This is a genomic window from Bernardetia aquimarina (assembly GCF_042180575.1).
GTDB lineage: Bacteria > Bacteroidota > Bacteroidia > Cytophagales > Bernardetiaceae > Bernardetia.
In genome coordinates, this window is record NZ_CP170094.1 from 3,188,001 (window position 1) to 3,204,752 (window position 16,752).

At 31.9% G+C, this 16,752-nt stretch carries 20 protein-coding genes; 15 read left to right on the plus strand and 5 right to left on the minus strand.

Going from position 1 to position 16,752, the window contains the following annotated elements; all coding sequences use genetic code 11:
• Window positions 1-38 precede the first annotated feature (38 nt).
• A complete protein-coding gene (locus tag ACE193_RS13560) occupies window positions 39-2,210 on the minus strand; it encodes a TonB-dependent receptor plug domain-containing protein (protein WP_375558764.1) in 2,172 nt (723 codons plus the stop codon).
• 330 nt (window positions 2,211-2,540) lie between these two features.
• Here ACE193_RS13560 and ACE193_RS13565 point away from each other — a divergent pair, with 330 nt between their 5' ends.
• From ACE193_RS13565 to ACE193_RS13635, 15 genes are all read left to right on the plus strand, one after another.
• Complete coding sequence (locus ACE193_RS13565) at window positions 2,541-3,116, plus strand: TetR/AcrR family transcriptional regulator (RefSeq protein WP_375558765.1); 576 nt, start codon at window positions 2,541-2,543, stop codon at window positions 3,114-3,116.
• A 116-nt stretch (window positions 3,117-3,232) separates the two neighbouring features.
• On the plus strand, window positions 3,233-4,048 hold the full coding sequence (locus ACE193_RS13570; RefSeq protein ID WP_375558766.1) for an SDR family oxidoreductase: 816 nt from the start codon (window positions 3,233-3,235) through the stop codon (window positions 4,046-4,048).
• Window positions 4,049-4,134: 86 nt separating this feature from the next.
• Window positions 4,135-4,587: a DUF2147 domain-containing protein gene (locus tag ACE193_RS13575; RefSeq protein WP_375558767.1), complete on the plus strand. Its 453-nt coding sequence runs from the start codon at window positions 4,135-4,137 to the stop codon at window positions 4,585-4,587.
• Between the two features lie 72 nt (window positions 4,588-4,659).
• Complete coding sequence (locus ACE193_RS13580; RefSeq protein ID WP_375558768.1) at window positions 4,660-5,082, plus strand: SRPBCC family protein; 423 nt, start codon at window positions 4,660-4,662, stop codon at window positions 5,080-5,082.
• An 11-nt stretch (window positions 5,083-5,093) separates the two neighbouring features.
• Window positions 5,094-6,131: a saccharopine dehydrogenase family protein gene (locus tag ACE193_RS13585; RefSeq protein ID WP_375558769.1), complete on the plus strand. Its 1,038-nt coding sequence runs from the start codon at window positions 5,094-5,096 to the stop codon at window positions 6,129-6,131.
• Window positions 6,132-6,157: 26 nt separating this feature from the next.
• On the plus strand, window positions 6,158-6,667 hold the full coding sequence (locus ACE193_RS13590; RefSeq protein WP_375558770.1) for a hypothetical protein: 510 nt from the start codon (window positions 6,158-6,160) through the stop codon (window positions 6,665-6,667).
• Window positions 6,668-6,742: 75 nt separating this feature from the next.
• Window positions 6,743-8,062 carry a cryptochrome/photolyase family protein gene (locus ACE193_RS13595; RefSeq protein WP_375558771.1) on the plus strand — a complete coding sequence of 440 codons (1,320 nt, stop codon included), beginning with the start codon at window positions 6,743-6,745 and terminating at the stop codon, window positions 8,060-8,062.
• 74 nt (window positions 8,063-8,136) lie between these two features.
• A complete protein-coding gene (locus ACE193_RS13600; protein ID WP_375558772.1) occupies window positions 8,137-8,631 on the plus strand; it encodes a c-type cytochrome in 495 nt (164 codons plus the stop codon).
• Between the two features lie 269 nt (window positions 8,632-8,900).
• Entirely contained in the window at window positions 8,901-9,917 is a 1,017-nt protein-coding gene (pheS, locus tag ACE193_RS13605) for a phenylalanine--tRNA ligase subunit alpha (RefSeq protein WP_375558773.1), read from the plus strand.
• 148 nt (window positions 9,918-10,065) lie between these two features.
• Window positions 10,066-10,482 carry a DUF3127 domain-containing protein gene (locus ACE193_RS13610; protein ID WP_375558774.1) on the plus strand — a complete coding sequence of 139 codons (417 nt, stop codon included), beginning with the start codon at window positions 10,066-10,068 and terminating at the stop codon, window positions 10,480-10,482.
• Window positions 10,483-10,563: 81 nt separating this feature from the next.
• Window positions 10,564-11,367, plus strand: a complete 804-nt coding sequence (trpA, locus tag ACE193_RS13615) for a tryptophan synthase subunit alpha (RefSeq protein WP_375558775.1) — start codon at window positions 10,564-10,566, stop codon at window positions 11,365-11,367.
• Between the two features lie 28 nt (window positions 11,368-11,395).
• Window positions 11,396-12,064, plus strand: a complete 669-nt coding sequence (locus ACE193_RS13620) for a DUF4328 domain-containing protein (protein WP_375558776.1) — start codon at window positions 11,396-11,398, stop codon at window positions 12,062-12,064.
• Window positions 12,065-12,176: 112 nt separating this feature from the next.
• Complete coding sequence (locus tag ACE193_RS13625; RefSeq protein WP_375558777.1) at window positions 12,177-12,497, plus strand: hypothetical protein; 321 nt, start codon at window positions 12,177-12,179, stop codon at window positions 12,495-12,497.
• A complete protein-coding gene (locus ACE193_RS13630) occupies window positions 12,454-12,858 on the plus strand; it encodes a DUF983 domain-containing protein (protein WP_375558778.1) in 405 nt (134 codons plus the stop codon). The genes ACE193_RS13625 and ACE193_RS13630 overlap by 44 nt, the downstream gene beginning before the upstream one ends.
• Before the next feature lie 130 nt (window positions 12,859-12,988).
• The gene (locus ACE193_RS13635) at window positions 12,989-13,501 is read left to right on the plus strand and encodes an acetyl-CoA carboxylase biotin carboxyl carrier protein subunit (protein ID WP_375558779.1); all 513 of its coding nucleotides are present in this window, start codon (window positions 12,989-12,991) and stop codon (window positions 13,499-13,501) included.
• A gap of 299 nt (window positions 13,502-13,800) precedes the next feature.
• Here the strand turns inward: ACE193_RS13635 and ACE193_RS13640 are convergent, their stop codons facing one another.
• The 4 genes from ACE193_RS13640 to hemC form a co-directional block, all read right to left on the minus strand.
• Window positions 13,801-14,088 carry an RNA recognition motif domain-containing protein gene (locus ACE193_RS13640; RefSeq protein ID WP_375558780.1) on the minus strand — a complete coding sequence of 96 codons (288 nt, stop codon included), beginning with the start codon at window positions 14,086-14,088 and terminating at the stop codon, window positions 13,801-13,803.
• 205 nt (window positions 14,089-14,293) lie between these two features.
• Window positions 14,294-14,806, minus strand: a complete 513-nt coding sequence (locus ACE193_RS13645; protein WP_375558781.1) for a 3-hydroxyanthranilate 3,4-dioxygenase — start codon at window positions 14,804-14,806, stop codon at window positions 14,294-14,296.
• A gap of 125 nt (window positions 14,807-14,931) precedes the next feature.
• Window positions 14,932-15,744, minus strand: a complete 813-nt coding sequence (locus ACE193_RS13650; protein ID WP_375558782.1) for a 2OG-Fe(II) oxygenase — start codon at window positions 15,742-15,744, stop codon at window positions 14,932-14,934.
• Window positions 15,745-15,773: 29 nt separating this feature from the next.
• Window positions 15,774-16,703 carry a hydroxymethylbilane synthase gene (gene hemC, locus ACE193_RS13655; protein ID WP_375558783.1) on the minus strand — a complete coding sequence of 310 codons (930 nt, stop codon included), beginning with the start codon at window positions 16,701-16,703 and terminating at the stop codon, window positions 15,774-15,776.
• Window positions 16,704-16,752: the final 49 nt, after the last annotated feature.

Genomic DNA, 16,752 nt, shown 5'->3' on the forward strand with positions numbered 1-16,752 from the left:
GTTTAGATTAAATATAATTCAAGTCTATATTTTTGCTATCAAATTCTGACAATAATCTTGAATGACCCATTCCTTCCTACTTGTCTGTGCATTGTTCCATAATAACGACCTGTTGCACCTCTCATGCCTGCATCAAAGTAAGAAGTATTAAAAAGGTTATTCACTGAAAGAACAAAACTTATTTTATCGTTAATAAATTTCTTTGTAGAAAATGCTGTATTAAAAATAAAATAACTAGGGACAGAACGCAACGGATTTGAATCAGCAGTACTACGTACTCCTACTCCATTTCCTACAAAGTACCAACTTAGCATATCATCAAAATTAGCTTGAAAACCCATATTTCCTTTTATTTTGGCAATATTAGGAACAGTTGGTGTTTCATCTCCATTTTTTTGTTTGGGATTTTGTAAAGTTAGGTTTCCAAATACAGAAATACTTGGGTGAATACTGTATTGTGTCTTTAACTCTAAACCTATTACTTGTGCTGTTCCTTGATTTCGGTTTTGAAAATTTGAGTTTCCATCACCATCAATATCCCCTATTTCTACATTTGAAACAATAATATCAGAATATGAATTATAAAATGCGTTGGTTTCTATCGAAAAGTTTTTAGTAGGACTAAGTATGACATTTGCTTCAAATGAACGTACTTTTTCAGGTATAAGGTCTGGATTTTCAATTCTTAGAGACGTTTTAGTAAAAAGTTCAAAGTTATTTGGTGGACGATATGCACTTCCAGCCATTAATTTAATTGTCAGTAATTCATTTGGATTCATAACAAGTGCCAATCGTGGATTAATAGTTCTTCCATAAAGACTATTTTGGTCATAACGAACTCCAACTATAAGGTCAGTAACATTGAATATCGGCAAATGAATAATATATTGCCCATAAGCTGCAAAATTTTTATAAATAGTATTTTCTCTTGAGCTTTTATCCTTCAAAATAGTGGTATAAAAACTATTATAAGAGTTATAAAAACGATTTACTTTTTCACGTCCCCGATAGCCTTTTTCAACATCACTATATTCATAAACAACACCAAATGTTAATTTTTGAGTTTCATTTAAACTATAATCTAACTGAACTTCAGTTCCTGCCAAAAAAGAATCATGTCCATAAGGTACTCGCTCATAAGCTGAATCAGCTAATGAAAAATAATAATCATAGCTATTTTCAGCAATTCCTGTTTGACGGTAATAGCTTTTTGCTAAAATAAAAGCGTCTTCTGAAATATCTTTTTGATAACTTAATGAAAGTGTATTGGTCACTGAACGCCAAAGCCCTCCCCTTTCGCCTGCTACATTAATAGGTGCAGAACCACCACTTGCAGATGTGCCTTCGCTGTTTTGATAACCATACAAGGGAAGCTCATAATACTCTGTTGGTGGATTAGAAAACTGACCTTGTCCCATTGGTCTATCAAATCTACTAAAACCAAATTTTAATCCTTTCCAATTAATACGACCAATTACAGAATAAGCATTATCCACAAAGCTAACATTGTATTCTGGGTGACGCTCTTTAAAAATAGGACCTTCAGAGTTAACTAAAGAAGCTGATAACATCACATCAAGCTCATCTTTTTTAAAACCCATCACAACTTTATTGAATCGTGTTTGAAATGCTCCATATCCTCCTTGATACTCCAAGCCTTCTATCTCTTTACCTTTTTTTGTGATTAAGTTTATGATACCATTAAAGGCACTAGCACCATATAATGCCGAACCACTCCCCCAAATAATTTCTATACGTTCGATAGCATGAAGACTATACTGAGCTCCTCCCAAAACATTTCCTCCTAATATATTATTTTCAACAATTCCATCTATCATAAGTAAAGTACGTTTGTTTTCATCGCCAAAAAGACCACGTTGTGCCCAAATATGAGGAAAATAACCATGGACACGAGTGAGATCAAAACCAGGTAAATCTTTAAAAATATCATCTAAAGATTCATAACCTCGTTCTCGTATTTGTTCGGCTGTAATAACCATAATAGTTGCTGGAGCTTTACGAATACTTTGGCTACGCTTGGTAGCTGTAACTACCTGTATTTCGGTTTCCTTCTTGCTTTCTAGTTCGTCAAGAGCAAATTTATAACGTCCTTCGTCATCTATTTGAGCAAAAAGTAAATGACTTTGAAATAGACCAATAAAAAAAAGTAGGAGGGTACAAAAGGGTAGAAAAGTAAATTTTTCTTTCATTTTTTTGGGAAGATTGGTAGTAAATATTTTTTTGTAAGTGCTTAAACAAGAGTAAAATAAGCAATTTCTCTTCAATAAGAAAGTCAAAGTTCAAATTAGATATAAAATTAATCTATCACTAAATAAAAAAGAATCCTAGTATCAAAAAAATATTATTTTTTTCCATCAGAGTAACATTTTAATAAACCTTTTTACAAATTTAGTAGCGATTTTATTTTTTGAAAAGGAAGACTAAAAAAATAAATGAAAAAATATTCATCTAAAATTTGTAAGTGAATATTTATTCACTTACCTTTGTGTCATCAAACAAATTAAGAAGTAATTACCATTATGGCAAGAGCAAAAGATGAAAATAAAGTACTCGCAATTTATGAAGCAACTCTAAAGTTAGTTTTAGAAAATGGCTTTACTGGATTGAAAATGAGTAAAGTAGCTAAAGAAGCAAAACTAGCAACAGGAACTTTATATATTTATTTTAAAGACAAAGAAGAACTAATCAGTGCGCTGTATCTTCATATAAAAAAAGAACAAACGAAGCAATATTTTTTGGATTACAAAGAAAATGACAGTTTTATGGCAAACTTTCGCAAACTTTGGTTTAGAGTAATGGAAGTAAATACCAAAAATCCTGAATATGCCATTTTCACAGACCAATATTACCGTTCGCCTTTCATAAAAGAAGAATATAGAGCGCATGCAGAAGAACTTCTTTCGCCTGTTTATCATCTTTTGGAAAGAGGAAAAGCAGAAGAACTTATCAAAGACTTGCCTTTAGAACTACTTGTTTGTCAGCTTATTGGAGTAATTACAGCACTCGTAAACTTACAGCAAGAAACAAATAGTCAGCTTCCACCAAAGCATGTAGAAGTGATGTTTAAAATGTCGTGGGACGCTATCAAAAATTAATTTTACAATTACTTATTTTGCCATTGTCGGTGTCCCCACCGACGATAACTTAACCTTTATTTTTTATTCAAAAAGTGAATATTTATTCATTTTAAAACCTCAAACCTCTCAAAATTATGAAAAAGACCATTTTAATTACAGGTGCATCAACAGGAATCGGAAGAGAAGCAGCTTTTTATTTTGCAGAAAAAGGCTGGAATGTAGCAGCAACAATGCGTACTCCTTCCAAAGAAACAGAATTACAAAAAAATCCTTCTATAAAACTCTATGAATTGGATGTAACTAAAAATGAAACTATCCAAACGGCTTTAGCTGCTGCAAAAAAAGATTTTGGTAAAATAGATGTTGTTGTAAATAATGCAGGTTTTGGAGCAGACGGAGTTTTTGAATCGATGAGTGATGAGTTTATTGAAAGTCAGTTTAATACTAATGTTTTTGGTCTAATGCGTGTTACTCGTGAGGCTGTCAAACTTATGCGTGAGCAAAATGGAGGCAAAATTATTCAGATTGCTAGTGTGGGTGGACGTGTTGCTTTTCCGTTATATAGCATTTATCACGCTACAAAATGGGCTGTTGAAGGTTTTACAGAATCACTTCAATATGAAATTGCTCAATTTAATATTCAACTCAAAATCATCGAACCAGGTGCAATCAAGACAGATTTTTATGGTCGTAGTCGTGCTTTCAGTACGCCAGATTATACAGATGCTTACGATAATTTTGTAGAAAAATGTGAAAAAGTAGCTATGGAAACAGGAGCAAAAGGAGCAAAATCAATAGAAGTAGCCAAAACGATTTTTAAGGCTGCCAATAGCAATTCAAGCAAAATGCGTTATCCAATCGCTTATCCTGCCAACGTACTTTTACCTGCAAAAAGATTATTACCCGAAACAGCTTTTTATTCGTTGGTAAAGTCTTCTTATAAAATTTAGTCTATCAATTACGAATATATCTTATTAGTTATAATATGTCTGTAATTCAATTAGTTTCTATTATTCAATTTAAAATACATATCAAAATGAATTTCATATCAAAAATATCGCTTTTTATTATTCTTTCTCTAATTACATTTGGCTTCACTTCTAGTAATCCAAACCAAACTATTTTGGGAAAATGGAAAACTATTGATGACGAAACCAACAAAGTAAGTTCAGTTATCGAAATCTATGAAGTAAATGGAAAAGTCCACGGCAAAATAGTAGAAGTATTACAAGAAGGCAGAGATGAAAATACACTTTGTACTGAATGTAATGGCAAACGCAAAAATCAGAAAATTATGGGAATGGAAATCTTGTGGGACTTAGAAAAAGAATCAGATACAGAATGGGAAGATGGAGAAATATTAGACCCAAACAATGGCAAAACCTATAGCTGTCAAGTAGAATTAGAATCAAATGACAAACTCAAAGTACGTGGCTATATTGGTTTTTCTTTAATGGGACGAACACAATATTGGTATCGTGTGAAATAATACACCTATTTTATTTTTTCAAAACTATTTTTTCGTTTGACTTTATCCTTTAAAAAAGAACTTATTTTTTTAATGAAACAATATCACACCAAAATCACAATTAATTCTACTTTAGAAAACGTTTGGGCTGCTTTAGTAGATACCGAAAGTTATCCAAATTGGAATCCTTTAGTGGGAAAACTAGAAGGAAAATTGGAAGAAGGAGAAACCATACAAACACATATTCTTCCTTTAAGAAACACCTATTCTCCAAAAATAATTGCTTTTGTTCCTTATAATCAACTGACTTGGAAAGGAGTGCAGGGAGCTAGTTTTTTAATGGCAGGAAAGCATTATTACAAATTGCGAAAAGTAGATAACCAAACAACAGAGCTTTTACATGGCGAGTATTTCACAGGATTATTTTCTTTTTTTATTCCTAAAAAGCTCCTTCAAAAAATGGAAAATGCTTTCTTAGAACATAATCAAGCATTAAAAATACTTTTAGAAAAATAAAATTGTACACTATGAAAACTACTAAAGTTCTTATTTATGGAGCATCTGGTTATGTGGGAAAATTACTTGCTAAAGAAGCCCTAAAAGTTGGATTAAAACCAATTTTGGCAGGAAGAGGAACAAATGTTTCAGAAATTGCTCAAAAAACAGGTTTAGAAAGTCGTGTTTTTTCGTTGGATGCGCCTTCTGCTCTCATTGAAAATCTGAAAGATATAGATATTCTTATCAATTTGGCAGGTCCTTTTTCAGCTACGGCTCGTCCTTTGATTGAGGCTTGTTTAGAAACCAAAACGCATTATTTGGATATTGCAGGAGAAGTTCCTGAATTTCAACTTGTACATAGTTACACAAAACAAGCACAAGAAGCAGGTATTTTATTGCTTTCGGGAACAGGTTTTGGCGTTGTTCCGACAGATTTAGCTGCTAATATTGCAAAAGAAAATTTACCAAATGCTACTCATCTCAAAATCGCCTATTCTACCATTGGAGGAGTTTCAAGAGGAACACTCAAAACCGTTTTGAAAGACATCAATAAAGAAGGTGTAATCCGAATAAATAATAAATTAGAAAAGGCAAAACCTGCTTTCAAAGAAATGACTTTCAATTCTCAAAACAAAAATTATAAAGCTTTTTATAACCCTTGGAGAGCCGATTTATTTACGGCAGGACTTTCTACTCACATTCCAAATATTGAAACGTACTCTACTTTTCCTTCGCCGATTGTGAGTATGATGAAAGGAAAATTACTTTGGCTACGTAATTTTATTTTGAATAATTTGATAAATTTCCTTCCTGAAGGTTCATCAGAAAAAGAACTCAAAAATGGAAAAACTATCGTTTATGTAGAAGCAAAAAATGAAGAAGGCAAAACTTCAAAAGTGGAAATTATAGGTTCAGAAGCCTATTTATTTACGGTTCAAGCCTTGCTCTTTATTGTCAAGACGATGCAAGAGAAAAAAGATTTTCCTGTTGGTTTTCAAACTCCTGTAACAGCATTTGGAACAAAAATACTTCAAAAAATTCCTTCTCTTCAAATCAAAAAATTGTAGTTTCATTATTCTAAAATTCAAAAAAAATGACACCATTTGTTCAAGATTATTTTACAGCTGAACGCTTTGAAAGTTTGTTTTTTATAGGCGTAGGCGTTATTGCTATGGCAATTTCAGTTTATTTTATTTTTGTGATGAAAAAGCCTTTTTTCTATGGAATGGCAATTTCTCTTATTTTTGTGGCTCTGATTCAGCTTGTTGTTGGTACAACTGTTTTTTTGCGTTCTCCAAAAGATATAATAAAAGTAGAAAATATTCTCAAAAATGAGCCTTCTAGCATCAAAACAGAAGAAATTCCACGTATGAAAACTGTCATGAAAAACTTTGTAACTTATCGTTATGTAGAAATAGGATTAGCTATTTTAGGGATTATTCTTTATTTCGCTTTTTCTACTCAAACTTTTACAATGAGTCTTTTGAAAGGCTTAGGACTAGGTTTGGCAATTCAAGCAATTCTAATGTTAAGTTTGGATTTTTTTGCAGAGAAAAGAGGACATGAATATTTAGATACACTCATTCAACTAGAAAAAAAGTAAAATCAAAACAATCAAAATAAATAAGGAGTTAGCAAAGCATTCAAAAAAATAAAAAACTCAACTTCTATTTGATTTATGTCTGATAAAAAACAACTTGCTATTTTTTGGTTTCGCAGAGATTTACGACTTGATGATAATGCAGGTTTGTATTACGCCTTGCGTTCAGATTTTGAAGTCTTGCCTCTTTTTATTTATGATACCGAGATTTTGGAACAATTAGAAGACAATGATGATGCTCGTCTGACAATGATTTATAGATATTTGAATAAAATAAAAGACGAATTAGAAGACAAGGAAATAGGTAGTTCACTTTGTGTCAAAATTGGAAAACCAATAGAAATTTATGAAAAATTAGTAGAAAAATATGAGATAAAAGAAGTTTATACCAACCATGATTACGAACCTTACGCCAAAATAAGAGATGAAAATATAAAGGAGTTTTTACAAGAAAAGAGTATCAAGTTCAAGACGTTTAAAGACCAAGTTATCTTCGAAAAAGATGAGGTTTTGAAAGATGATGGAACACCTTATGTTGTCTATACGCCGTATAGCAAAAAATGGAAAGATGCCTTGAAGCCTTATTATTTAAAAAGCTATCCAACAGAAAAGTATTTCAATAATTTTTTCAAAACTAAATCGTTCCATTTTCCAACATTAGAAGAGGTAGGCTTCGAAGAAAACAAAAATCCTCATATTCCGTCAGATGATTTCCCTAAAGATATAATAAAAAATTACGAAGAAACAAGAGATTTTCCTGCAAAAGATGGAACAAGCCGATTAAGTCCACATTTACGTTTTGGAACAATTAGTATCAGAAAATTAGCACGAGTAGCCAAAGAAACCAACGAAAAGTATTTTAATGAACTGATATGGAGAGAGTTTTATATGACTATTTTATACCATTTTCCTAAAGTAGTTGATAACGCTTTTCGTGCTAAATACGACAAAATTCCGTGGAGAAATAATGAAGAAGAATTTGAAAAATGGTGTGAAGGCAAAACAGGTTATCCTTTGGTAGATGCAGGAATGCGACAACTCAATGAAACTGGTTTTATGCACAATCGTGTCAGAATGGTAGTGGCGAGTTTTTTGACCAAACATTTGCTCATTGATTGGCGATGGGGTGAGGCTTATTTTGCTAGAAAACTACTAGATTATGAGCTTTCTTCGAATAATGGAGGTTGGCAATGGGCAGCAGGAAGTGGCGTAGATGCAGCACCTTATTTTCGTGTTTTTAATCCTGAATTACAACTCAAAAAGTTTGATAAAAATCAGAAATATATCCGAACTTGGATAAAAGAATACGATACCAAAAGTTACCCAAAACCTATTGTAGAACACAAAATGGCACGAGAACGAGTGTTGGAAACCTATAAAAAGGCGTTGAATAGTTGATGGAAATCATAACGTTGTTTATTCTTTTAACGTATTCATAAAGAGATTATTTATACTAACTATTTACACTAATTATGGATATTTTGAATAAAAATACGACACTTTATATTCTCATTCTGACATCAGGAATTGTAATTATTTCTTCTTTGATGAAAATGATGTTGAATGGAAAAATGTGGATTGAAGACAAACCTATGGGGTATTGTGTTGTTATCGAACCTTATTCTCTTAAAGTTAATAAAGACTCTCTAAACTCTCAACAAGAAGAAACAGTAGTACTAGGAAAAGAACTTTTTGAAGGAAACTGCGCTCAATGTCATTCTGTAAATAAAAAAGTTGTAGGACCTGCACTTGCTGGTGTAACAAATCGTTGGAAAAGTGAAGAGCAGCTCATAGAATTTGTCAAGTATCCTGAACAAACTATGCTAAAAAATGAATATGCTAAAAATCTATATGAAGAATATCAGCAAACAATGCCAAATCATGATTTTTTTGATGATGAGCAAATTAAGGCTATTTTGTTTTACGTTAAATATATGTCAGGAGAAAAAGTATATGTTGAGTTATAATTCTAAAAATAACTTTTGAGACCATTATCATAACTGCCAAAACTTTAAGAGTTTTGTAAATCTTTACAAAAAATAACAATGAACCCAAGTTTGCTATTGTCTTCACCAACGACAAAATAGAATAAGATAGTCAGTCTCAATTTATCTAAATGGGGTTTTATTCTTTTTCTAAATGCTATATTTGCACAAAAACACTTTTTTAACGAAATTGCAGCTTCATTTCAATAGAAAATCGTCTTTATTCATCAATCATTCATTGATAAAAATTTATGTTACAAGAAAAAGTAAATTCACTGCTTTCAGAAGTAGAAAATTTTGAAATACAAAGTGTAGAACAACTAGAAACCTTTCGTTTGGATTTTATTAGTCGAAACAGTAAACTCTCTACTCTTTTTGATGAATTTAAGACTGTTCCTAAAGAAGAAAAAAGGATATTAGGACAACAAATAAATGTCTTAAAACAAGCTGCTGAATCAAAATTCCGTACTAAAAAACAGGAAATTGAAGATGCTCAAGATGCAACTGCTGGAACTGACTTAGATATTACTTTGCCAGCTTCTTATGAAACTTTGGGAAGTTTGCACCCCGTTTCACAAGTTCGTGATGAGATTATTCAGATTTTTGAAAGAATTGGTTTCAATCTTTCAGAAGGACCTGAAATAGAATTGGATTGGTATAATTTTACAGCACTTAATTTCCCTGAAAATCATCCTGCACGAGAAATGCAAGATACTTTTTTCATTGAAAAAGATCCAGATATTTTGCTTCGTACACATACATCGCCTGTACAAGTGCGTGTGATGAAGAACCAAAAACCACCTATTCGTACTTTATCAGTTGGACGAGTTTTTCGTAATGAAACGATTTCTTCTCGTTCACATTGTATGTTTCATCAGATTGAAGGATTGTATGTCAATGAAGGAGTTAGTTTTGCACAACTAAAGCAAACACTTCTTTATTTTGCAAAAGAATTTTTCGGACAACATGCCAAAATTCGTGTTCGTCCGTCGTATTTTCCATTTACAGAACCGAGTGCAGAAGTTGATGTTTATTTAGGAACAAAAACAGAATCTGATTACAGATTAACAAAAGGAACAGGTTGGTTAGAAATTTTGGGTTGTGGAATGGTTCACCCCAATGTTTTAGAAAATGTAAATATTGATTCTAAAAAATATAACGGTTTTGCTTTTGGAATGGGAATTGAAAGAATTGCACTTTTGCGTTACGATATTCCAGATATTAGAATGCTTTTTGAAAACGAAATGCGTTTTCTAAGACAATTCTAAACACAAATCCTCGTTGACGGCTGCATTTGAGCCTCAACGACGGTTACTTGTAAAGCTGTCAATGAGTTTAAAAAGCTCGTTGAGAACAAAAAATAAAAATTAATAGCCATTGTTGGTGTCTCCACCAATGACATAAAATATATATAAAATGCCATCATTCGAAACAGAAGGAACACTCATAAAAATATTTCCTACAAGCGTAAAATCAGAACGTTTTCAATTAAGAGAATTTGTACTCAATATAGAAGAAGGGAATTATCCACAAGAAATCATTTTTCAATTTACACAAGATGATTGTGATAGATTAGACAAATTTAAAGAAGGCGAAAAAGTAAAAGTAAGTAGCTGGATTCGTGGTAAAAAATGGCAGCGTTCGCCTCAAGACGAACCTCGTTGGTTTAATAGTTTGGCTGCTCGTTCGATAGAACATTCTGACCCAATGATGAATGACATGAATCAAGATACAGAGCAAAATGGAAGTAATGATAATCCTTTTGCTGGAGATATTCCACCTCCAACAGAAGATACTTCTTCTTCTATGGCTGATGATGATTTACCATTCTAATTTTTGAAATTATTTGTTTTTAAATAAAACCCAAACCCTAAGGGTCTTCGAAGACCCTTAGGGTTTTTTAGAATTAATGATATGATAGAAATAACCACAAAAAACCGTATAGATTCTCTCTTCCAAAAAAAATCAAACGGAGTTCTGACAATTTATTTTACGGCAGGTTTTCCAAAACTGGAAGATACTCGTCGTATTTTGATAGAACTTTCTGATGCAGGAACAGATTTAATAGAAATTGGAATGCCTTTTTCTGACCCAATAGCAGATGGAGAAACTATCCAATACAGCAATAAAATAGCTTTAGATAATGGAATGAGCATCAAAAAAATGTTCGAACAACTGGAAGGAATTAGAAGTGAAGAAGGAAATATAAAAGAAACTCCTATTGTTTTGATGGGTTATTTGAATCCTGTTTTGCAGTTTGGAATAGAAAATTTCTGCAAAAAGTGTAGTGAAATAGGAATTGATGGACTTATTTTGCCAGATTTGCCATTATTTGAATATGAATTGACATATAAATCAGTTTTTGAAAAATATGGATTACACACTATTTTCCTTATTACTCCACAAACATCAGAAGAACGCATCAAAAAAATAGATGAACTAAGCAATGGTTTTGTCTATATGGTTTCTTCCAATAGCACAACTGGAAATACAAGTGCTAAAAGTGAAAATTTATCTGAAAAACAAAGTGAGTATTTTAATAAAATAAAGTCATTACAATTCAAAAATCCAACTCAAATTGGTTTTGGTATTTCGGATAAAAAATCTTTCAATCAAGCTACTTCATATTCTAATGGCGCAATTATAGGTTCGGCTTTTATTCGTCATTTGGAAAGTGGGAAGTCAGTTAAAGAATTTGTAGAATCAATTATTAATTAATTTCAGTCCAATCTAATCTTTAAAATAAATGGAAAATCAAATACTTGATGATAATGCCTTTCAAGATGGTAGCCAACAAGAAATGATGCGTAATAATATAGATAGAGCAAATTATGCTATCTATTGTTTGTATGGTGCTGGTGCATTGGTAGTAACTATTTTTTTTACGAATTTATACTTTGTTTTCAATATTGATAATCAAGGTGTTTTTTCGGAAGAAAATCCTGTAGTTATTGGACAGGTTTTGTTAGTTTTACTCAATGTGATTGTTAGTCTTACAGGGTTTGTACTCTTCTTAATGTGGTTTCGAAGAGCATATAAAAATATTCAAATCATTGGTTATAAAACGCCCTATAAAGATGGTTGGGCTGTGGGTGGTTTTTTTGTGCCGTTTATCAATTTGTTTTATCCTTATGAAATAATGAAAACGATATGGCAAAAAATGCGATTAACAGCAGATGGAAATAATATACCCCATTATTTAGGAAGTGGTATTTATGGCTGGTGGTGGGCTTTTTGGTTGTTTAGCAATATATTAAGTTCTATTGCTGGTCAAACTTCTGAGTTTGTTGAGTTTACGGTGTATTTTGCGACTTTTACAAACATAGTAGAAATGGCTGATATTGCTATTTCTATTCTTGTTATTTCAAAAATAAGAGATACAGAAAAAGAATTAAGAGAACATGGAGGATTTTAGAAATAATATGATTTCTATCACAAAATAAATCTAAAAAAATACCGAACTTTGTGTTTATCAATAAGTTGTAGAGGTAAATGAATTATGTTAAAATATTAAATAGGTGTAAATTATGAAAAAAAAGAATAAAAAAATGTTTTTAATTGATATTTCAAAACTTATTTTTGTATTTACTGTTTTGATATTATTTACTTTTACCTTCGGAATTACAGATGCTGAAGCACAATGTGCTATGTGTAGAGCAACTGTTGAAACCAACTACAACAATGGTGCAGGTGAAGCAAGTACACGCCTAAATTCAGGGATTTTGTATTTACTTTGCATGCCATATATCCTTATCGGAACAGTTGCTTTCTTTTGGTATCGCAACAAACAAAAAAACAAACGCAATGGAAAACGAACACTCAAAGTTACAAGGAATCCTGCAATGTAAATGTCCTAGATGTAGAAAAGGTGATATTTTTGAAAATTCTGCATTCAGTTTCAACTTTGCCAAAACATATACAAACTGTCCTGTTTGTAATCTTCGTTACGAACGAATATTAGGCTTTTTTTGGAGTGCTATGTATGTGAGTTATGGGTTTACAGTCGCACACATGATTACACTCATAGTAGCTATTAATGTGCTGACAGATGAACGCCCTGCTTTATGGGTCTTTTTTGCAGCTATTATAGGAAGTTTTATGTTTTTTGTTCCTGTTTATTTTAGATATTCAAGAGTAATTGTTTTATATGCTTTGGGAGGTATAAAATATAGTAGTAATCCTAAAGTTTGGGAGAAAGAAGGGGAATAAATATAATTACGAATTATGAAATAATCAGCGTAGCTAATTAAAAATTACGAATTACGCTACTTTTTTATTAAAAATAAATCGTTATTTCTTAATTTCATATTCGTAATTTTTAATTCATAATTGAAATAATATGCAAATCACAACACAATCAAATACTTATCAAGTCAGAAAGGAAAAGAATAATTCTACCAAAACAGAATCCCTTTTTTTGAATGATAATTTAATAGAATCAGATATTCAGCGTATTTCGGAAAGAGAATTTCATATTTTGAGAAACAATATTTCATACAGAGTAGAAGTTTTGAAAGCTGATTATGAAGCTAAAGAATTCGAAATTCGTATCAATGGAAATATTCATACTCTTACAGCAAAAGACAGAATGGATTTGCTTTTAGAGAGCTTAGGAATGGAAAATGCAGCTTCTGCAAAAGTAAGCGACTTAAAAGCTCCTATGCCAGGACTTGTTTTAGAGTTTTTAATAGAAGAAGGTGCAACTATCGAAAAAGGAACTCCTTTAATGATTTTGGAAGCCATGAAAATGGAAAATGTTCTGAAAGCAACAGGTGAAGGGAAAATAAAAAGCATTCCTGTCAAAAAAGGACAAAACGTAGAAAAAGGAGCTGTTTTGATAGAATTTGAATAAAATAGAATCATAATTGACTTAGTCAAGTTATCAGTTTTGCAGCTTTAAGAAAACATAATTGTTGCTAAAGTTAGAATCAAAAAAACCTTTTCAGTATGAATCTGAAAAGGTTTTTTTGATTTTTATAAAGTAAAGAGCATAAAAAAAGCAACTCTCTGATGAAAATTGCTTTTTTGTGTCGTCAATGCAGAATTTATAATAAACAATAACTTCTCATTGAGTTAAACATATATTGATTCAATTAAAAACAGGGCTAGTACGAAACTACAACTATTGATAACTAACTCAATTGTTTTTGTTTAGTAGTCACGACGACCACCACCAAAGTTTCCACCACCTCTGTTTTCTCTAGGAATGGCTTTTTTTACTTGGATTTCACGACCTTTAAGTTCGATACCGTTCAATTCTTCGATAGCTGCTTCGCCATCTTCTTCTGATTCCATTTCAACGAAACCAAAACCTCTTGAACGACGTGTTTCACGGTCTGTGATAATTTTTGTTGATGTAACTACACCAAGTTCTGAAAATACAGCCTCTAATTCTTCCTCTGAGATAGAATAAGGCAAATTTGATACGTAAAGATTCATAAAACTAATTAACGAAAAAAACTAATAAATGAAGGATCTAAGTTGTTCCTTCGCTTCAAAGATACAATTTTTTTTTATAAAAATACTATTTGCATAGATTATTTTCTAATTATTTGAGTTTTTTTATTTGAGTGTTATATGTGCTTTTATTTTGCAGAATATTTAGAGTTATAAATCAATCACTAGCTTCTATTATTCCTATTTTTTATTTAGGCTTCTGCATCACTGTTTGGCAACTATCACACGTTCGCAATTCTTCTGAATTATAGAAAGTTTGCATTACTTTGGGTAACTGTGCTACAATATCAGTCAGCTCAAAACGTTCTTCATAGAGTTTATTACCACAGTTTTCGCAGTACCACATAAAACCATCTTCTTCTCCTTCTCTGCGATAACGCTCAATAACAAGACCGATAGAACCTTCTGTACGTTGAGGTGAATGAGGAACTTTTGCAGGTAATAAAAACATTTCGCCAGCACCAATAGGAACATCAACAAACTTCCCATCTTCTACAATCTTGACAACAATATTTCCCTCAAGTTGATAAAAAAGCTCTTCACTTTCATTATAATGATAATCTTTTCGGCTATTTGGTCCTCCCACAACCATCACAATATAATCTTCATTATCTAAATATACTTGTTGATTTCCGACAGGAGGTTTCAAAAGGTGGCGATTATCATCTATCCATTTTTGAAGGTTAAAAGGTTTTTTCATATACAAATTTAGATTTTAGAAGTTAGAGTTTAGAATTAAAAATCTAGCATAGTTAGCCAAAAATCAATCAATAGCCATTGTTGGTGTCCCTACCAACGACAAAAAGAATATTTTTAAAATTTAATTTATTTCTTGTTATTAATTCGCTCTAAAAATGCTCTTACACCTGTTTTGAGATTTTTTACACTACCTTTCATTCCTTCTACATTTACATAAACGGTATTATGGTCTTTTGCAATTTCATTTTCAGGGCGAGTTTTGGTGTAATAATAAGCAGCTATTGATTTTCTACTTTGTCCGTCAGGGGTATTGAGTGAGTGAGGATGTCCATGAAAGGATATTTCATTGGTTTCAAAAACGACACAGCGATTAAAACGAGGTTCTACATTTTCTATCTGAACTTTTTTATCCATATCCCAAAGTTCTAAATATCCTTCATATTCTTTTTTCCAATCTTTATTCATGTAGATAATAATATTCATTCTACGATGATAATTTGTTTCTGGATGGTAATTAAAATCAACGTGAACATCAAGAAAAGCTCCTTTTGTAGATTGATGAAGTCCACCACCAAAAAGTTTTGGGTCAGCTTGTAAGTCTTCAATACCTGTAATTTGTTCTACTATTTTGAGTAACTTATCACTATTTAATTCTTCAAAGACTTGTTTGATAATTGGTTGATTATCAAACTCAGTCATCACAAATTTATTATTCTGATTGACATACGTAGTATATTTCCAATTAGGGTCTTCATCAAAATTACCATTTGGCTCTACTTGTTTTACTTTTGGGTAATTTTGGATAATTTTTTCAGCAGCTTCTAGAGTAAAAAAATCTTCAAAGACAATATAACGAAAGGCTTTATTTTCGTCATTCCAACTTTTATTGAGTTGGTTCTTTCTTTTTTCTAATTTTTGATAATCAATGAACTGTTCCATAATTGAATTAAAAATTACTTTAAAGTATTTTATTTATTTTTTATTCTTGCCAAAATTTTATCTCCACCAGCTTCTAAAACTTCTTTTGCAAGTTCTACGGCTAGTTTTTGTCCTTCGTCTTTATGTATTTTTCCTGATTTGCGAATGATTTTTTTGCCACTAAGGCTAATCAAACCTGCATCTATTTGAAGCATATCTCCCTCTAGTTTTGCCAAAACAAATGATGGAATACTACAACCACCATCTAAGTGTTTGAGGTAGGCACGTTCGGCAAGCAAACAATACTCAGTTTGTTCATCATTTATAACCTTACGAATAGTTTCTCTAAGTTGAGGGCTTATTTTGCTAGAAACTTCAATGGTCATTGAGCCTTGTCCTGCTTGTGGTGTAAATTCATCTAAAGGCAAATGTCCTACAATATAGTCTTCAAAACCCATTCTGTGTACACCTGCATAAGCCAAAAGCAGCGCATCACATTGTCCTTCTTCTAGCTTTCTCATACGTGTTTGAAGGTTTCCACGCATATTTGTAGTTCGAATATTGGGATAATAATATTTGAGCATGGCTATTCTACGAGTAGAAGAAGTTCCTACAAGCCATTTATCAGCAGCATCCAATTTAAAGTCTGAATTATAACTTACGACTACATCATGCGCCTTTTCTCGCTCTGTATAGGCTATCAATTCTAATCCATCAGGAAGTGTAGAAGCCATATCTTTTGCACTATGGACAGCCAAATCTACTTTGCCTGTGTGTAGCATTTCTTCAAGCTCTTCCGTAAAAACGCCCTTGCTACCAATTTTGGAGATTGCTTTATGCAAAATTTTATCTCCTTTGGTTTCGATAGCAATTATTTCAGTAGCCAAGCCATGTGATTCGAGCAACCGTTGTACATGCTCTGCCTGCCACATAGCAAGCTGACTGTTTCTTGTTCCGATTTTGATAGTTTTTTTAGCCAATTTCTTTGCGCTTATAGAGTGAGCGATAAATTGAAAGTTTTTTTGATAA

What these genes read in the sequence shown, in the direction of transcription:
- ACE193_RS13585 (WP_375558769.1), top strand. Translation starts at nt 5,094, where the DNA reads ATGAAAACTACTAAAGTTCTTATTTATGGAGCATCTGGTTATGTGGGA.
- ACE193_RS13630 (WP_375558778.1), top strand. Translation starts at nt 12,454, where the DNA reads ATGGAAAACGAACACTCAAAGTTACAAGGAATCCTGCAATGTAAATGT.
- ACE193_RS13625 (WP_375558777.1), top strand. Translation starts at nt 12,177, where the DNA reads ATGAAAAAAAAGAATAAAAAAATGTTTTTAATTGATATTTCAAAACTT.
- ACE193_RS13620 (WP_375558776.1), top strand. Translation starts at nt 11,396, where the DNA reads ATGGAAAATCAAATACTTGATGATAATGCCTTTCAAGATGGTAGCCAA.
- ACE193_RS13645 (WP_375558781.1), bottom strand. Translation starts at nt 14,806, where the DNA reads ATGAAAAAACCTTTTAACCTTCAAAAATGGATAGATGATAATCGCCAC.
- ACE193_RS13650 (WP_375558782.1), bottom strand. Translation starts at nt 15,744, where the DNA reads ATGGAACAGTTCATTGATTATCAAAAATTAGAAAAAAGAAAGAACCAA.
- ACE193_RS13635 (WP_375558779.1), top strand. Translation starts at nt 12,989, where the DNA reads ATGCAAATCACAACACAATCAAATACTTATCAAGTCAGAAAGGAAAAG.
- ACE193_RS13565 (WP_375558765.1), top strand. Translation starts at nt 2,541, where the DNA reads ATGGCAAGAGCAAAAGATGAAAATAAAGTACTCGCAATTTATGAAGCA.
- ACE193_RS13580 (WP_375558768.1), top strand. Translation starts at nt 4,660, where the DNA reads ATGAAACAATATCACACCAAAATCACAATTAATTCTACTTTAGAAAAC.
- ACE193_RS13600 (WP_375558772.1), top strand. Translation starts at nt 8,137, where the DNA reads ATGGATATTTTGAATAAAAATACGACACTTTATATTCTCATTCTGACA.
- trpA (WP_375558775.1), top strand. Translation starts at nt 10,564, where the DNA reads ATGATAGAAATAACCACAAAAAACCGTATAGATTCTCTCTTCCAAAAA.
- ACE193_RS13570 (WP_375558766.1), top strand. Translation starts at nt 3,233, where the DNA reads ATGAAAAAGACCATTTTAATTACAGGTGCATCAACAGGAATCGGAAGA.
- ACE193_RS13595 (WP_375558771.1), top strand. Translation starts at nt 6,743, where the DNA reads ATGTCTGATAAAAAACAACTTGCTATTTTTTGGTTTCGCAGAGATTTA.
- ACE193_RS13590 (WP_375558770.1), top strand. Translation starts at nt 6,158, where the DNA reads ATGACACCATTTGTTCAAGATTATTTTACAGCTGAACGCTTTGAAAGT.
- ACE193_RS13640 (WP_375558780.1), bottom strand. Translation starts at nt 14,088, where the DNA reads ATGAATCTTTACGTATCAAATTTGCCTTATTCTATCTCAGAGGAAGAA.
- ACE193_RS13560 (WP_375558764.1), bottom strand. Translation starts at nt 2,210, where the DNA reads ATGAAAGAAAAATTTACTTTTCTACCCTTTTGTACCCTCCTACTTTTT.
- ACE193_RS13610 (WP_375558774.1), top strand. Translation starts at nt 10,066, where the DNA reads ATGCCATCATTCGAAACAGAAGGAACACTCATAAAAATATTTCCTACA.
- pheS (WP_375558773.1), top strand. Translation starts at nt 8,901, where the DNA reads ATGTTACAAGAAAAAGTAAATTCACTGCTTTCAGAAGTAGAAAATTTT.
- ACE193_RS13575 (WP_375558767.1), top strand. Translation starts at nt 4,135, where the DNA reads ATGAATTTCATATCAAAAATATCGCTTTTTATTATTCTTTCTCTAATT.